The sequence below is a fragment of the Bradyrhizobium sp. WYCCWR 12699 genome (genome assembly GCF_032144035.1).
Taxonomy (GTDB): Bacteria; Pseudomonadota; Alphaproteobacteria; order Rhizobiales; family Xanthobacteraceae; genus Bradyrhizobium.
Map to the genome: position 1 here is coordinate 679,381 of NZ_JAVTJN010000039.1, position 13,356 is coordinate 692,736.

Annotated in this window: 12 protein-coding genes; 3 read left to right on the forward strand and 9 right to left on the reverse strand. The window is 65.8% G+C overall.

Features of this window, described 5'->3' with window-relative positions:
* Nucleotides 1-107: 107 nt before the first annotated feature.
* Nucleotides 108-1,046, forward strand: a complete 939-nt coding sequence (locus RPS27_RS33980) for a ring-cleaving dioxygenase (protein ID WP_212067022.1) — start codon at nucleotides 108-110, stop codon at nucleotides 1,044-1,046.
* Nucleotides 1,043-1,669, forward strand: a complete 627-nt coding sequence (locus RPS27_RS33985; RefSeq protein WP_212067024.1) for an alpha/beta hydrolase — start codon at nucleotides 1,043-1,045, stop codon at nucleotides 1,667-1,669. The genes RPS27_RS33980 and RPS27_RS33985 overlap by 4 nt, the downstream gene beginning before the upstream one ends.
* A 67-nt stretch (nucleotides 1,670-1,736) precedes the next feature.
* Here RPS27_RS33985 and RPS27_RS33990 read toward each other — a convergent pair whose 3' ends face one another.
* The 8 genes from RPS27_RS33990 to RPS27_RS34025 all read right to left on the reverse strand — a co-directional run bounded on the left by RPS27_RS33990 (nucleotide 1,737) and on the right by RPS27_RS34025 (nucleotide 11,400).
* Nucleotides 1,737-2,603: a L,D-transpeptidase gene (locus RPS27_RS33990; RefSeq protein ID WP_212067026.1), complete on the reverse strand. Its 867-nt coding sequence runs from the start codon at nucleotides 2,601-2,603 to the stop codon at nucleotides 1,737-1,739.
* Nucleotides 2,604-2,850: 247 nt separating this feature from the next.
* Nucleotides 2,851-4,056, reverse strand: coding sequence for a calcium-binding protein (locus tag RPS27_RS33995; protein WP_212067028.1), 1,206 nt, complete (start codon nucleotides 4,054-4,056; stop codon nucleotides 2,851-2,853).
* A 419-nt stretch (nucleotides 4,057-4,475) separates the two neighbouring features.
* Nucleotides 4,476-5,972: an ABC transporter substrate-binding protein gene (locus RPS27_RS34000; RefSeq protein ID WP_212067035.1), complete on the reverse strand. Its 1,497-nt coding sequence runs from the start codon at nucleotides 5,970-5,972 to the stop codon at nucleotides 4,476-4,478.
* A gap of 55 nt (nucleotides 5,973-6,027) precedes the next feature.
* Nucleotides 6,028-7,032, reverse strand: a complete 1,005-nt coding sequence (locus RPS27_RS34005; protein WP_212067043.1) for an ABC transporter ATP-binding protein — start codon at nucleotides 7,030-7,032, stop codon at nucleotides 6,028-6,030.
* Entirely contained in the window at nucleotides 7,029-8,042 is a 1,014-nt protein-coding gene (locus RPS27_RS34010) for an ABC transporter ATP-binding protein (RefSeq protein ID WP_212067046.1), read from the reverse strand. The genes RPS27_RS34005 and RPS27_RS34010 overlap by 4 nt, the downstream gene beginning before the upstream one ends.
* 2 nt (nucleotides 8,043-8,044) lie before the next feature.
* A complete protein-coding gene (locus RPS27_RS34015; RefSeq protein WP_194407283.1) occupies nucleotides 8,045-8,932 on the reverse strand; it encodes an ABC transporter permease in 888 nt (295 codons plus the stop codon).
* Nucleotides 8,929-9,879 (reverse strand): ABC transporter permease, encoded by a 951-nt coding sequence (locus tag RPS27_RS34020; RefSeq protein WP_212067048.1) that lies wholly within the window; start codon nucleotides 9,877-9,879, stop codon nucleotides 8,929-8,931. Before RPS27_RS34020 ends, RPS27_RS34015 begins: the two co-directional genes overlap by 4 nt.
* Nucleotides 9,880-9,978: 99 nt before the next feature.
* On the reverse strand, nucleotides 9,979-11,400 hold the full coding sequence (locus RPS27_RS34025) for an amidase (protein ID WP_212067195.1): 1,422 nt from the start codon (nucleotides 11,398-11,400) through the stop codon (nucleotides 9,979-9,981).
* A 122-nt stretch (nucleotides 11,401-11,522) separates the two neighbouring features.
* Between RPS27_RS34025 and RPS27_RS34030 the strand changes: the two genes are divergently transcribed.
* Nucleotides 11,523-12,410, forward strand: coding sequence for a LysR family transcriptional regulator (locus tag RPS27_RS34030; RefSeq protein ID WP_212067050.1), 888 nt, complete (start codon nucleotides 11,523-11,525; stop codon nucleotides 12,408-12,410).
* A gap of 6 nt (nucleotides 12,411-12,416) precedes the next feature.
* On the opposite strand, the gene RPS27_RS34035 is transcribed toward RPS27_RS34030, so the two are convergent.
* Entirely contained in the window at nucleotides 12,417-13,352 is a 936-nt protein-coding gene (locus RPS27_RS34035; RefSeq protein WP_313754975.1) for a carbohydrate kinase, read from the reverse strand.
* Between the last annotated feature and the right edge of the window lie 4 nt (nucleotides 13,353-13,356).

The following is a 13,356-nucleotide window of genomic DNA, read 5'->3' on the forward strand; positions in this document are numbered from 1 at the left end:
AAATCGTAGACATAGCGGTCATATTTGCATGGATTGTCTCCAATCCAAAGCGGAACAATATTTCCACCCAGAGAGCAAAACCGCTCCTCGAGTTCTGGAGGACGACAATGTCTGGACTGCACCATGTCACCGCGATCGCCGGCGACCCCATCCGCAATTTCGGCTTCTACACACGGGATCTGGGCCTGCGCTTCGTCAAGAAGACGGTCAATTTCGACGATCCCGGCACCTATCACTTCTATTATGGAGACGAGACCGGCCGCCCCGGCACCATCCTGACCTTCTTCCCCTGGGCTGGCGTGTCACCCGGACGCCGCGGCGTCGGTGAGACCCATCAGACCGCCTTCCGCGTGCCGCAACGCTCGCTCGGCTATTGGACCCAGCGCTTCACCGAGAAGGGCATCGCCTACGAGGCACTGGAAAAGCGCTTCGGCGAGTCCGTGCTGCCGTTCACCGATCCTGACGGCATGGCGCTCGCCCTCGTCGGCATTCCCGGCGCCGAGAATGAGCCCGGTTGGAGCAATGGCGACGTGCCGGCCGAGCATGCCATCCGCGGCTTCCACGGCGTGACGCTGCTGCTCGACAGCGCCGCGAAGACCGCCGCCGTTCTCACCGACGTGTTCGGCTTCAAGGAGACCGGCCGCGAAGGCTCGGTGATCCGCTTCAAGGCCCCGGGCGATGCCGAGGGCAGCGTCGTCGACATCTACGAGGCCAAGGGCTTTCTGCGCGGGCATCAGGGTGGCGGCTCGGTGCATCACATCGCGTTCCGCGCGGCTGACGATGCCGAGCAGGGCCGGATGGCGCAGAAGCTCGTGAGCAATCACGGCCTGCATCCGACCGAGCAGCGGGACCGCAATTACTTCCGCTCGATCTACTTCCGCGAGCCCGGCGGCGTGCTGTTCGAGATCGCGACCGACATCCCGGGCTTCGCCGTCGACGAGCCCGTCGCGACGCTGGGACGCGACCTCAAGCTGCCTGTTTTCCTCGAGCACCAGCGCAAGCAGATCGAGGGTGTGCTGCCGAGCCTGGAAGAGACCGCGTCATGACCGAGAACGCCTTCATCCATCGCTTCGAGCCCGCGACCCGCGCGGGCTCCCCTCCGCTGCTGCTGCTGCACGGCACCGGCGGCGACGAGAACGACCTGCTCAGGCTCGGCAGCATGATCTCAGCAGGCTCCGCCCTGCTTTCGCCGCGCGGCCGCGTGCTCGAGCACGGCATGCCGCGCTTCTTCCGTCGTCTCACCGAGGGCGTGTTCGACGAGGACGATGTGCGCCGCCGCGCGCAAGAGCTCGGCGACTTCGTGAGCGAGGCGCGGCAGCGCTACGGCATCGCCGCGCCTGTCGCGGTCGGCTTCTCCAACGGCGCCAACATCGCAGCCGCGCTGTTGCTGCTGAAGCCGGACGTGCTGGCCGGCGCGATCCTGCTGCGCGCGATGGTGCCGCTGTCGGATCCGCCAAGGGCCGATCTTGCAGGCAAGCCTGTCCTGCTGTTGTCCGGGCAAGGCGATCCGATCGTGCCGGCCGGCAATTCGGCCAGGCTTGCGGCCCTGCTCTCGCAAGCAGGTGCGAGCGTGACCCACAGGGTGCTGCCGGCGGGCCATCAATTGTCGCAAGCCGACGTGATGCTCGCCCGCGACTGGATCGGCAATGTCGACGCGAAAGCCGCATGAGAGGAGCGGCGCATCGTTTCCGAACGTTGCGCCGCCGCCTTGCCTCGGTTGCGGACCGAGGACTGAATTACTTGACCTCGGCGACCTTCGGTCCGGATGACAGCATCTGCGCGTTGGCCGCCAAGGGCCGGTTCGACGGCGATGCAGGGTCAGGCAACCGGAAAGCGGCGTCGGGCGGCGTTCCCTGGGATGGTCGACGGGCAACACTCGCGGGAAGCACGATCACTTTCGCTCCGACCTTCACCCGCTCGTAGAGGTCCATGACATCTTCATTGGTCAGCCGGATACAACCGGACGAAACTCGCTTCCCGATCGTATCGGGCTTGTTGGTGCCGTGAATTCTATATTCGGTCTCGCCCAGATACATCGCGCGCGCGCCGAGCGGATTGCCGGGACCGCCCGCCATGAACCGCGGCAGATAAGGCTGACGCCCAATCATCTCTGCGGGCGGATGCCAATCCGGCCATTCCGCTTTGCGAGCCACGGTCTGTTCACCGGACCATGTGAAACCCTCGCGGCCGACACCGATGCCGTAGCGCAATGCCTGCGTGTCGCTCAGGACGAAATAGAGGAACGTGTTTTTGGTATCGATGATTACGGTGCCAGGCACCTGACGGCTGGCATAGTCAACCACTTGGCGGACAAGAGCGCCGGGACCCTCAGCGGCTTTCGGTGGTTCGACCAGGGGCGCCGGGGCCGGGGCCGGCACTAGAGCCGGAGGCGGCGCCGAGGCATGAACCGGAGGTGCCACGTAAACCGGAGTTGACGAGGCCTGGGCCTGGGGTGCGGATGGTTTCCGTGCCGGTGCCACGCTCGCCGGGCGAGAGAGCAAGCCGTACCCCAATGCGGCGACGGCCACGGCGCCGATTGCAACCCTCGCGGCCATGGGTATTGCGAGCGTTTCCGCCTTCTTGCGCTTGGCCCGCTTGCTCATATCCGTCCCCAGGTCACCATGCCCGAAGTGGTAACCCGGCAAAATTTAAGAAACTTCGAAGCGATTGCGTTCAGGTTGAAACCGTCGATGATGGTTAACGCAGAACCAGTGGAGCACACCCGCTCCGCCTGGCGGCTGCGGGGCACGTCCAGGCGGGAAGGCGGTGGTCCTGTCGGGCGTCGAAGGCGGAACCCACCTCTCGCCCCGCTGTCGGCGGGGCGAGGTCGTTGCGCCCGAAGCAACTCGCTCAGATCAGGAAGTCGGCCGCATGCAGGTTCGCTGCCTGGACGCCGTCGAGCGTGATGGTATCGCTCGCCGACAGATGAATCACGGCATCGCCGGCGTCGTTGTCGCTGATCAGTTTCGACAGCGCCGTCCAGTCCGCAAACCCGTAATTCTGCACGTTGATCAGATCGTGCTCGGTCACGGTACTGCCGAGCGCCTTGTTGCCTTGATCGAAATCGGTGATCAGGTCGTTGCCGGAGCCGGTGTTGAAGACGAAGGTATCGCTGTTTCCTCCGCCCGAAAGCTGATCATCGCCGGCGCCGCCGTTGAGGATATCCCTGCCGCCGGTGATCGAGCCCGGCGTTGCGGGGGCATAGTTCGCGGCATCTCCATAGAGGTGATCGTTGGTCCCCCCGCCGGTGAGAATATCGTTACCGCCTTGGGCATTGCCGGACATGGTCCGTGCATCGCCGAAGAGCTCCGGGTGCGCAAACTGGACGGTGTCGATGCCATCGAACGCAAGTGTGAGAATGTCATCGCCCCCTTTGGCATTGTCGGTCAGCGAGGTCACCGAATCTCCGTAGCCAAATCCGCCTGTCATGGCGACGTCAGTGCCGAAACTGAAGGTGATGTTGTCGTTACCGCCATGCGCATCGCCGCCGATGGAGCCGATGGCATCGCCACTGGCCGTCGCAAAGCCCTGCAGAGTGTCCACGTCGATGTCGATCGTGTCATTGCCGCCCTTGGCCGTGCCACTCATGGAACCACCGGCATCGCCTGCATACAGATGGTCGTAGCTTCGCCAGCCCACCGCCCCCGTGATGGTGTCACTGCCGCCCTGGGAGTTGCCCGACATGTCGCCGGCAACATCGCCGAAAACATGGACGTCGGTGTACAGCCCCCTGGCCTGGACATCGATCGTATCGTTGCCGCCCTCGGCGTCGTCGGTCATCGCCTGGGCATCGCCGACCACGAGGAACGAGTTCCAGCCGTAGTTCAGATTAACAGTCAGAGTGTCGTTGCCGCCGTGGGACTGGCCATGCAACGTCGTATTGTCGTCGCCGAAGATCGTGACATCGGCTTCGGGCTGGGTGACGGTTGCCGTCACGGTGTCGTTGCCGCCCCAAGCGTCCGTGGTGGTCGGAAAGTTCGGATCGCCGTAGACGGTTTCGATTTGACCAAACTGGTCGAGCAGGACGTCGATGGTGTCGTTCGGCAGATGCTGCATGGCGTAACTCCCATTTCATTGTCGGAAGCGGGCCGGACGCCTGCAGAATGCTTTCCTTTTGCAAGACGCGTTGTTGACCACGCTTCACCGGGAGCGAATCTACCTTTGGTAGATGGCGGAGATTTGCAGGAATTCGGGAGAGAGTTTGATTGGCGCAGGGAACCGCGCTGCGTTCCCGCTGCACGGCGACGGCCGACGCGCTGAGCTGGATTGCCGGTGTTTTGTCCGACGGATCAATGCCCCGGCGCATCGCCTCGAGCATTGAATGCGCAAGACGCAAGCCATTGAAATGACTACGCCCGGCTACTGTGCATGGGGTTGTTTTTCAGATTCTTGTTTGGACACGCCAAAAAGATTGGCCCCTCCCGATGGGGAGAGGCCAGAATTGAAGCGACGAGGTCGGCTTGATCGGGCGTTCCCTACTCCCAGGACCAGGTCGAGAAATCGTTCTCGTATTGCGGGACGTCCTTCCAGACGCCCTTCAGCTTCTTGGCCGTGATGGTGATCAGCTGCGGCTGGTAGAGATAGGCGGAGACGGCGTCGGTGGCCAGCATGCGCTGGGCGTCGCCGAGCAGCTTGGCGCGGGCGGCCTCCTCCGGCGTCGACACGATCTGCTTGTAGAGCGCGTTGAACTTCTCGTTGTTGTAGCCGAGATAGTAGTCCGGCTCGGTGATCTTGACGAGGTCGAACGGCTCGACGTGGCTGACGATGGTGAGGTCGAAATTGTGCGGCCCGTTGCCGGCGAACACCTGCGACAGCCATTGCGCCCATTCGACGTTCTCGATCTTGGCGATGATGCCGACCTTGGCGAGCTGGGCCGCGGCGATCTCACCGCCCTGCCGCGCATAGGACGGCGGCGGCAGCTTGAGCGACAGTTCCAGCGGAGTGGTGACGCCGGCTTCAGCGAGCAGCTTCTTGGCCTTCTCGGGGTCATAGGGGTTGACGCCCGTGGTGTCGACAAAGCCGAGCGCACCAGGCACGTAGAAGCTGCCGATCGGCGTACCGAAACCGTCGACGGCGCCGTCGATCATCGCCTTGCGGTCGATCGCGGCGAGGATGGCGCGTCGCACGCGGACGTCGTCGAGCGGCTTCTTGCGGTGGTTGATCGCGACGATGGTCTTGGCCCTGGAGCCGCCGACCAGAACGGTGAAGCGCGGATCGGCCTTGAACTGCGCCAGGGCACGCGCCGCGGCGACGCGCGGGAACGCATCGACGTCGCCCGAGAGCAGCGCCGCCACCTGCGCCGCCGGATCGGAGATGAAGCGGATCGTCACCTTGGAGAGCTTGATCGCCGAGGCATTGCGATAGTCTGCCCATTTGGTCAGCGTGATCGAGGAGCCCTTGGCCCAGGCCCCTAGCTGATAAGGTCCGGTCCCGACCGGCTGGGTGACGTTGGTCGCCGCGCTCTTCGGCTCGACGATCGAGCCGCCCGCCTGCCCGAGCAGGAACGGCAGGTTCGGCTCGGAATATTTCACCGTGATCACGACCGTGTCGGCGTCGGGCGTCTCGACCTTCTCGAAAGCCTGGTACAGGCTCTTGTCCTTGTTGGTGCTGTTCGGCGCGGCGTTGCGCTCGAACGAGAACTTCACCGCGGCGGAATTGAACGGCTCGCCATTGTGGAATTTGACGCCCTTGCGCAGCTTGAACGTATAGGTCTTCAGGTCGGGCGATGCGGTCCAGCTCTCGGCCAGCAGCGGCGAGGTGGAACCGTCCTCGTTGATCTTGGTCAGGGTCTCGTAGATGTTGTAGAGCGTCACCTCGGCGATCGCGGCAGCCGCGGCATTGGTCGGATCGAGCCCCGGCGGCTCCAGCGCCATCGCCATGACGACGCTGTCCTTCTTGCTTTGCGCCAGCACCGGCAAGGGCGCTGCCAGCAACGCGGCGGCAAAGGCGACAATCGATAGTTTCCTGAACATGCGTAACTCCCCGGCCTGCTTTTATCCTAAGCCTACGCCAATCCTGCTCGGGACGCTAACCTTCCATGGCCGTCCGCGGCAACGCCATCACGGCCTCCGCCCTGTGGCAGGCGGCAAGGTGACCCTCGCCGACCTTGCGTAACGCAGGCAAGGCTTCTCGGCAATGCTGCTCGGCGAGCGGGCAGCGCGCGACATAGGGGCATCCGGCGGTCGCCGCCGATTGCGAGGCGATCGCCTGGCCGCCGCGCCGCCGCCGGCCGCCGACGGCCCGCGCCCGCGGCACGGCCTCCAGCAGCGCCCGCGTATAGGGATGGGCGCAATGCTCGAACAGGTCTTCGGGGCGGCCCTGCTCGACGATGCGGCCGAGATACATCACCGCAACCTCGTCGCAGAGATAGTCGACGACGGCGAGGTCATGGCTGATCAGGATATAACTCAGGCCGAACTGCTCCTGCAGATCCTGCATCAGGTTCAGCACCTGGGCCTGCACCGAGACGTCGAGCGCGGAGACCGGCTCGTCGGCGACGATCAGCTTGGGCTGGGTGATCAGCGCGCGCGCAATGGCGATGCGCTGGCGCTGGCCGCCGGAGAATTCGTGCGGATATTTCTCCATGTCCGCATCGCGCAAGCCGACCTGGCGCAGCACGGCGGCGACGCGGTCGCGGAAGGTGGTGCGGTCCGCGCCTTCCAGCACGGTGAGCGGTTCGGCCACGATGCGCGCGATGGTCTGGCGTGGGTCGAGCGAGCCGTAGGGATCCTGGAACACCATCTGGAAATCGCGCCGGGCGCGGCGCAGCTCATCCGCGGGAATGCGGTTGAGATCGCGCCCGAGCAGCGCGACCTGCCCCGACGTCGGCCGCTCCAGCGCCATCACCAGCCGCGCGAAGGTCGATTTCCCCGACCCGGATTCGCCGACGACGCCGAGGCTCTTGCCCGCGGCAACCTGCATGCTCACGCCATTGAGCGCACGCACCTGCCCCGGCGGACGAAACAGGCTCTCCCGCGGCAGCGCGTAGCGCTGTTCGAGATCCCTGACGTCGAGAAGCGGTGCGGCGGTCATGCGGTCAGCGCTCCAACACGTTCTGCCATCGAGACGTCCGTTCGGACGCAGCGCACGCCATGGCGAGGTCCGACCTCCACCATCGGCGGCAGCGCGGCGCGGCACGCATCGATCACCAGCGGACATCGCGCGGAGAAGGTGCACCCAGCCGGCAGGTCAGCCAGCTCCGGCACGGTGCCCGAGATCGTCATCAGCCGCGTCCCCTTGCGCGCGCCGAGCTTCGGCCGTGCGCGGAACAGGCCTTGCGTATAGGGATGGCCCATGCGGCGGAAGACTTCGTCGGTCGGTCCGCTCTCGACGACGGTGCCGCCATACATCACCATCATGCGCTGCACGTTCTCGGCGATGACGCCGAGATCGTGCGAGATCAGGATCATCGACATGCCGCGTTCCTCGACGAGGTCGGCAATGAGGTCGAGGATCTGGCCCTGGATGGTGACGTCGAGCGCGGTGGTCGGCTCGTCCGCGATCAAGAGATCTGGCTCGCACGCGAGCGCCATCGCGATGGTGATGCGCTGACGCTGGCCGCCGGAAAACTGATGCGGATAGGCATCGACCCGCCTCGCGGGATCGGGCAATCCGACGCGGTCGAGCAAGGCAATGGCTTCCTGGCGTGCCTGTGCCGCCGAATGCTTCTTGTGACGTCGCAGCGGCTCGGCAACCTGATGCCCGATCGTGTGCATCGGATTGAGCGCGGTCATCGGCTCCTGGAAGATCATGCTGATGCGGTTGCCGCGCAGGCGGCAATAATCCGCATCCGGCAGCCCGGCGAGCTCGTTGCCGTCGAGCCTGATGCTGCCAGAGACCACGGCGCTATCAGGCAGCAGCCCCATGAGCGACATTGCGGTGACGGACTTGCCGCAACCGGACTCGCCGACCAGCCCGAGCGTCTCGCCGCGCTTGAGCGAGAAACTGACGCCGCGCACGGCCTGCGCCGGCCCGCGGCTGGTGTTGAGGCGGACGCCGAGATTGTCGACCTCGATCAGCGGCATATCGGAGCGCTCAGCCATCGTCATCGCTCCCGCGCCAGTCTGGGATCAAGCAGATCGCGCAAGCCGTCGCCGAGCAGATTGAGGCCGAGCACCGCGATCGCGATGGCAGCGCCCGGATAGACCGCGAGCATCGGCGACTGGAACAGCAGTGTCTGTGCATCGTTCAGCATCCGCCCCCAGGACGGTTGCGGCGGCTGCGTGCCGAGGCCGAGATAGGACAGCGCCGCTTCGGCGAGAATGGCGAGCGCGAACTGAATGGTGACCTGCACGATCAGGATCGACAGGATGTTCGGCAGCACGTGCTCGACGGTGATGCGGAATTTCCCCTTCCCCGCCGCACGCGCGGCCAGCACGAATTCGCGCGCCCAGATCGCGTTGGCCGAGCCGCGCGTCAGCCGGGTCAACGTCGGGATCTGGAAGATGCCGATCGCGACGATCGAGGTGACCATGCCCGGCCCCACCACCGCGGCGAGCATGATCGCGGACAGAACGGCCGGAAAGGCGAAGGTGAAGTCGGAGAACCGCATGATGACCTCTTCGGTCCAGCCGCGCCGCGCCGAAGCGATCAGGCCGAGCGTGACGCCGAAGGTGAGACCGATGCTGACGGCGATGATCCCGACCATGATGGTGGAGCGGGCGCCGGCGAGCAGCAGCGAGACGATGTCGCGGCCGAAGGAATCGGTGCCGAGCCAATGCGCTGCCGACGGCGGCCGCAGCTTCGAGGCGATGTCGATTTCGTAGGGCGACCACGGCGTCCACACCAGCGACAGCAACGCGGAGAGAAGCACCAGAAGGCTCAGCGCGCCGCCGAGCACGAAGCTGCGATGGCGCAGCGCACGCCGCCAGAACGTCCGCGCCGGCAGCGGGCGCGTCGCGAGCGGTGCATCGATGATCAGGGGCTCGCTCACAGGTCGTGAACCTTGATGCGGGGGTCGATGAAGGCATAGAGCACGTCGACCACGAAATTGACGATGACGACCATGGTCGCGAGCAGCATCACGCAGTTGCGCACCACGATCAGGTCGCGGTTGGCGATCGACTGGAAGATCAGGCGGCCGAGGCCCGGCAGGTAGAACACGTTCTCGATCACGATGGTGCCGGCCAGCAGATTGGCGAATTGCAGCCCCATCACCGTCATCACGGGGATCATGGCGTTGCGCAGCACGTGGCTCCACAGCACTTCGCGCTTGCCGAGCCCTTTGGCGCGCGCCGTCCGAACGAAATCCTCGCGCAGCACTTCCAGCACGGCGGAACGCGTGACGCGCGCGAGGATCGCGGCCTGCACCACCGCGAGCGAAACGGCGGGGAGCAGCAGCGACTTGATACCGAGCCAGATGCCGTCCTCCCAGCCGGCAAAGCCGCCCGCCGAGAGCCATTGCAGCCGCACCGAGAACAAGAGGACCAGCAGGATCGCAAACCAGAAATTCGGCAGCGCGATGCCGATTTGCGTCAACGACATCACGCCGACGTCGCCGAGCTTGTTGTGGTTGGCGGCGGTGTAGATGCCGGCCGAGAGCGCCAGCGTCACCGTGATCGTCATGGCCATGATGGCGAGCGGAACGGTCAGCAGCAGCCGCTCCGCGATCAGGCTCGCAACCGGCGTGCCGTAGACATAGGAGTTGCCGAGATCGCCGACGAAGAGGCCCTTGATCCACTGCAGATAGCGAACCGCCAGGGGCTGGTCGAGCCCGAGCTTGACGGTGAGCGCGCGGACCGCATCCGGCGAGGCATCCGCGCCCATCAGCATCTGCGCTGCATTGCCGGGAAGCGCGTCGAGCACCAGGAAGATGATCAGCGAGGCGCCGACCAGCGTCGCCAGCAAGGTCACCAGACGTCGGAGGACAAATACGCTCATGCGCGCTCGGGCTCGAAGCTCACTTGCGGCACGATCAACATGTCCGGCCGCCGGAGGCAAGTCCTTTGACAACGGCCCTTTTGCTGCGTGGGCATGTCGTCACTCCGGCCAGCGCGACAGAAGGCCGCTCGAGGCCTCGAACAGCGCGCTCACGCGCAGCAATTCCGCGTCCCCTCGGAAGCGGCCGACCAGTTGAAGGCCGATCGGCAAGCCGTCACGGGCAAAGCCTGAGGGCAGGCTGATCGCGGGATGGCCGGTCATGTTGAACGGCATGGTCCAGGGGAACCAGTGTGGCCGGACGCTGTCGAAATGCCGGCCATCGATCTCGATGCTGCCGAACAGGTCCTGGCTGATCGGAAGTGCGGTCCGCGTCAGGGTGGGCATCGCCAGCAGATGCCCGCGCGCAAGCAACGATTGCACACGGCGGAACAGCGCGGTACGCGCGAACATCGCGTCTTGGTAGTCGACGCCGCTGACCTCGGTCGCGAGCGCGAGCTGCTTGAGGAAGGCCTCGCTCAGCTCGTCCTTGTGCTCGGCAGCGAGCTTGGCAAAGCGCGTGCGCCAGACCGTGTGGTTGATGGCACGCCAGATCGGCTCGATGTCGAAATCCTCGCCGGAGAATTCCTCGAGCTCCGCCCCTAACCCCGCCAGCCGATCGAGGCTCGCCCTAAAATTGGCGGCGACCTCAGCGGACACTGGACGGCCCGGCGGCGTCAGGCAGCAAAGGATCCTGAGCCCGCGCAGGTCACCGCCCGCCGCGCTCGTGCCGATGAAGTCAGGCACGGGCACGCCGATCGACCAGGGATCGCAGGCATCCTCTCCGGCCATCGCCTGCATCATCAATGCGGTGTCGGCGACGGTGCGGGTGGTCGGCGTGACATAGGTCTGGTTGCCGAAAACATCCAGCGCCTGGCTGTGCGGGATCACTCCGTTGCTCTGCTTCAAACCCACCACGCCATTGCAGGCGGCGGGAATCCGCGTCGAGCCGCCGCCATCGGTCGCAATCGCAAGCGGCGCGATGCCGCTGGCGACCGCCACCGCCGCGCCGCCGCTGGAGCCGCCGGAGGAGCGGCAGGCGTCCCACGCGTTGCGGGTCCGGCCGAACAGCGGCGAATCCGTCAGGCACTTGCTGCCGAATTCCGGCGTCGTGGTCTTGCCGATCAGGATCGCACCTTCGCGGCGCAGCCGCGCCACCGCCACGGCGTCCTCGGCCGGCACATTGTCCTTGTAGGGAACGGCGCCGAAGGTGGTCTTGACGCCCCTGGTGTTGACGATGTCCTTGACCGTGACGGGGATGCCGTGCAGCAGGCCGAGCTCTTCGCCGGCCATCACCTTGCGCTCGGCCGCGCGGGCCTGCGCCATCGCCTCGTCGCCGCAGATCGTGATGAAGCAGTTCAACTTGCCCTGCAGCGCCTCGGCGCGGGCGAGCACGGCGCGGGTGATCTCGACCGGAGAAATGCGTTTGGCGGCGATGAGGCCGCGCAGCTCGGTTGCAGACAGGAGACAGGGATCGCCGTTCATCGTCACACCACGCTCCGAAGTTGGCCCTCGTTGGCCAAAGCATTGACAGCGAGAATGACAGTTTTGTTAACTGGCCGTCCAATACGATTTTGGTCGCCAACCCATACGTTTTCGGTATGCCAATGGATCTTCGCCGGCTCCGCTATTTCGTCGCCGTCGCCGAGGCGCGCAGCATCGGCAAGGCCGCCGAGCGGCTGCGGATGGCGCAGCCTCCGCTCTCGGTGCAGATCCGCAAGCTCGAGGCCGAGATCGGCGCGCCGCTGTTCCGCCGGGGCACCCGCGGCATGGACCTGACCGAGGCAGGCCAGGCGCTGCTGTCGCGGGCGAGCGAGGCGCTGGCGCTGGCCGCCGACGGCGCCGAAGCCGCGCGCGCGGTCGCCGCCGGCAAGCGCGGGCGGCTCTCGGTCGGGTACATGTTCGTGCTGGCGAATGCGATGCTGCCGCGGCTGATTCCCGAGCTGCGGCGCTCGGTGCCCGGTGTCGACCTCGAGTTTGCCGAGCTCAGCGCATCGACGCGCGAGGCCCGGCTGCTCGATCGCAGCGTCACGGTTGCGCTGTGCATGCCAGCCATCAACCATCCCGAGATCCAGGTGGCTCGGATCGGTGCCCAGCCCTTCATGCTGGCCACGCCGATCCGCTCGCCGCTGGCGCGGCTCGGCACCGTGCCGATGGAACGGTTGCAGGGCCGCCCTCTGATCGCGTTGCCGCCGCCGGAGCAGGATCCCGCCTCCTCCGCAGTCGCGGCCCTGCTGCGCCGGCATCAGATCGTGATGCCGATTGCGAGCCGGGTGGAGACGGTGCATTCGGCGCTGAGCCTGGTGCTCGCCGGCGAAGGTTTTGCGATCGTGCCGGCCTGCGCCAAGCTCGGCGCGCCAAGCGGCATCGTGTTCAGGCCGCTGCGCGATGCCGGCGATTCCATCGACATCGCGGTGTGCTGGCGACGGGATTCACAGAGCCCGCTGATCTCCAGGTTTCTCAAATGCGCCGAGAAGGCCGTCGCGCGGATGTGAGGCGGGCTACCAGCGCCAATTGATCTCATGGCTCCAGGGCGGATCGGCGCCCGGGCGCGTGCAGGTGAGGCCGGCGCAATTGGCGGCAAAGGACAGGGCGCGACGGAGCTCGTCGGCACTGATGTCCTTCAATGCTTGCCGTGCAATGCGTCCCTGCTTGTGCAGGGCAAAGAGCAGCGCCGCCTGAAAGCTGTCGCCCGCGCCGATCGTGTCGGCAACCTCGACGTTGGGCGCGGCGACCTCGATCTGCCCTGCTCCCGCGTGCCACGCGATCGCGCCATGATTGCCGCGGGTGATGACGACGAGACTGGTGCCCTGCCCGAGCAGCATGCGCGCGCGCTGCGGATAAGGCTCGTCGCCATGGAGGTAGGCGAAGTCGACGTCCGACATCTTGATGAGATCAGCGTGACCGGCAAACTCCGCCATGCGCGCGAGATAGGCCGGCTTGTCCTTGACAAGATTGGGCCGGCAGTTCGGATCGAACGAGATCGTCGAGGACGTGCGCGCATCCGCGATCAGCGCCTCGGTCTCGGCTGCGCCCCGGTCGTTGACGAGCGTGGTTGAGCCGACATGGACGGCCTCGACCGTGTCGAACGGAATGGACCCACGCCGATAGGTCCAGTTTCGTGTCGCGGTCTCGGCATCGTAGAAGGCGTAATGCGACTCGCCCGCGACGATGCGGACGAAAGCGAGCGTGGTCTGATGATCGCTGCGGGTCGCAAGATTGAGACCGACGTGAGAAGCCGCGGCATGATCTGCGATCATCCGCCCGAACAAGTCTGTCGAGATGCCGCCGACGAAGCCGGCCGGCGCGCCCAGCCGCGCCATCCCGATCGCGACGTTGAGGCAGGAACCACCGACCGCCGGTATCACCGCCTCGCGCCCCTCGGCGCTTCGCGTCGGCACGAAATCGATCAGCGCGTCGCCGCAGGCAATCAGCATGTCT

Excerpts from the sequence above, each read along its gene's own strand:
- RPS27_RS33980 (WP_212067022.1), top strand. The coding sequence starts at position 108 with ATGTCTGGACTGCACCATGTCACCGCGATCGCCGGCGACCCCATCCGC.
- RPS27_RS33985 (WP_212067024.1), top strand. The coding sequence starts at position 1,043 with ATGACCGAGAACGCCTTCATCCATCGCTTCGAGCCCGCGACCCGCGCG.
- RPS27_RS33990 (WP_212067026.1), bottom strand. The coding sequence starts at position 2,603 with ATGAGCAAGCGGGCCAAGCGCAAGAAGGCGGAAACGCTCGCAATACCC.
- RPS27_RS33995 (WP_212067028.1), bottom strand. The coding sequence starts at position 4,056 with ATGCAGCATCTGCCGAACGACACCATCGACGTCCTGCTCGACCAGTTT.
- RPS27_RS34000 (WP_212067035.1), bottom strand. The coding sequence starts at position 5,972 with ATGTTCAGGAAACTATCGATTGTCGCCTTTGCCGCCGCGTTGCTGGCA.
- RPS27_RS34005 (WP_212067043.1), bottom strand. The coding sequence starts at position 7,032 with ATGACCGCCGCACCGCTTCTCGACGTCAGGGATCTCGAACAGCGCTAC.
- RPS27_RS34010 (WP_212067046.1), bottom strand. The coding sequence starts at position 8,042 with ATGGCTGAGCGCTCCGATATGCCGCTGATCGAGGTCGACAATCTCGGC.
- RPS27_RS34020 (WP_212067048.1), bottom strand. The coding sequence starts at position 9,879 with ATGAGCGTATTTGTCCTCCGACGTCTGGTGACCTTGCTGGCGACGCTG.
- RPS27_RS34025 (WP_212067195.1), bottom strand. The coding sequence starts at position 11,400 with ATGAACGGCGATCCCTGTCTCCTGTCTGCAACCGAGCTGCGCGGCCTC.
- RPS27_RS34030 (WP_212067050.1), top strand. The coding sequence starts at position 11,523 with ATGGATCTTCGCCGGCTCCGCTATTTCGTCGCCGTCGCCGAGGCGCGC.
- RPS27_RS34035 (WP_313754975.1), bottom strand. The coding sequence starts at position 13,352 with ATGCTGATTGCCTGCGGCGACGCGCTGATCGATTTCGTGCCGACGCGA.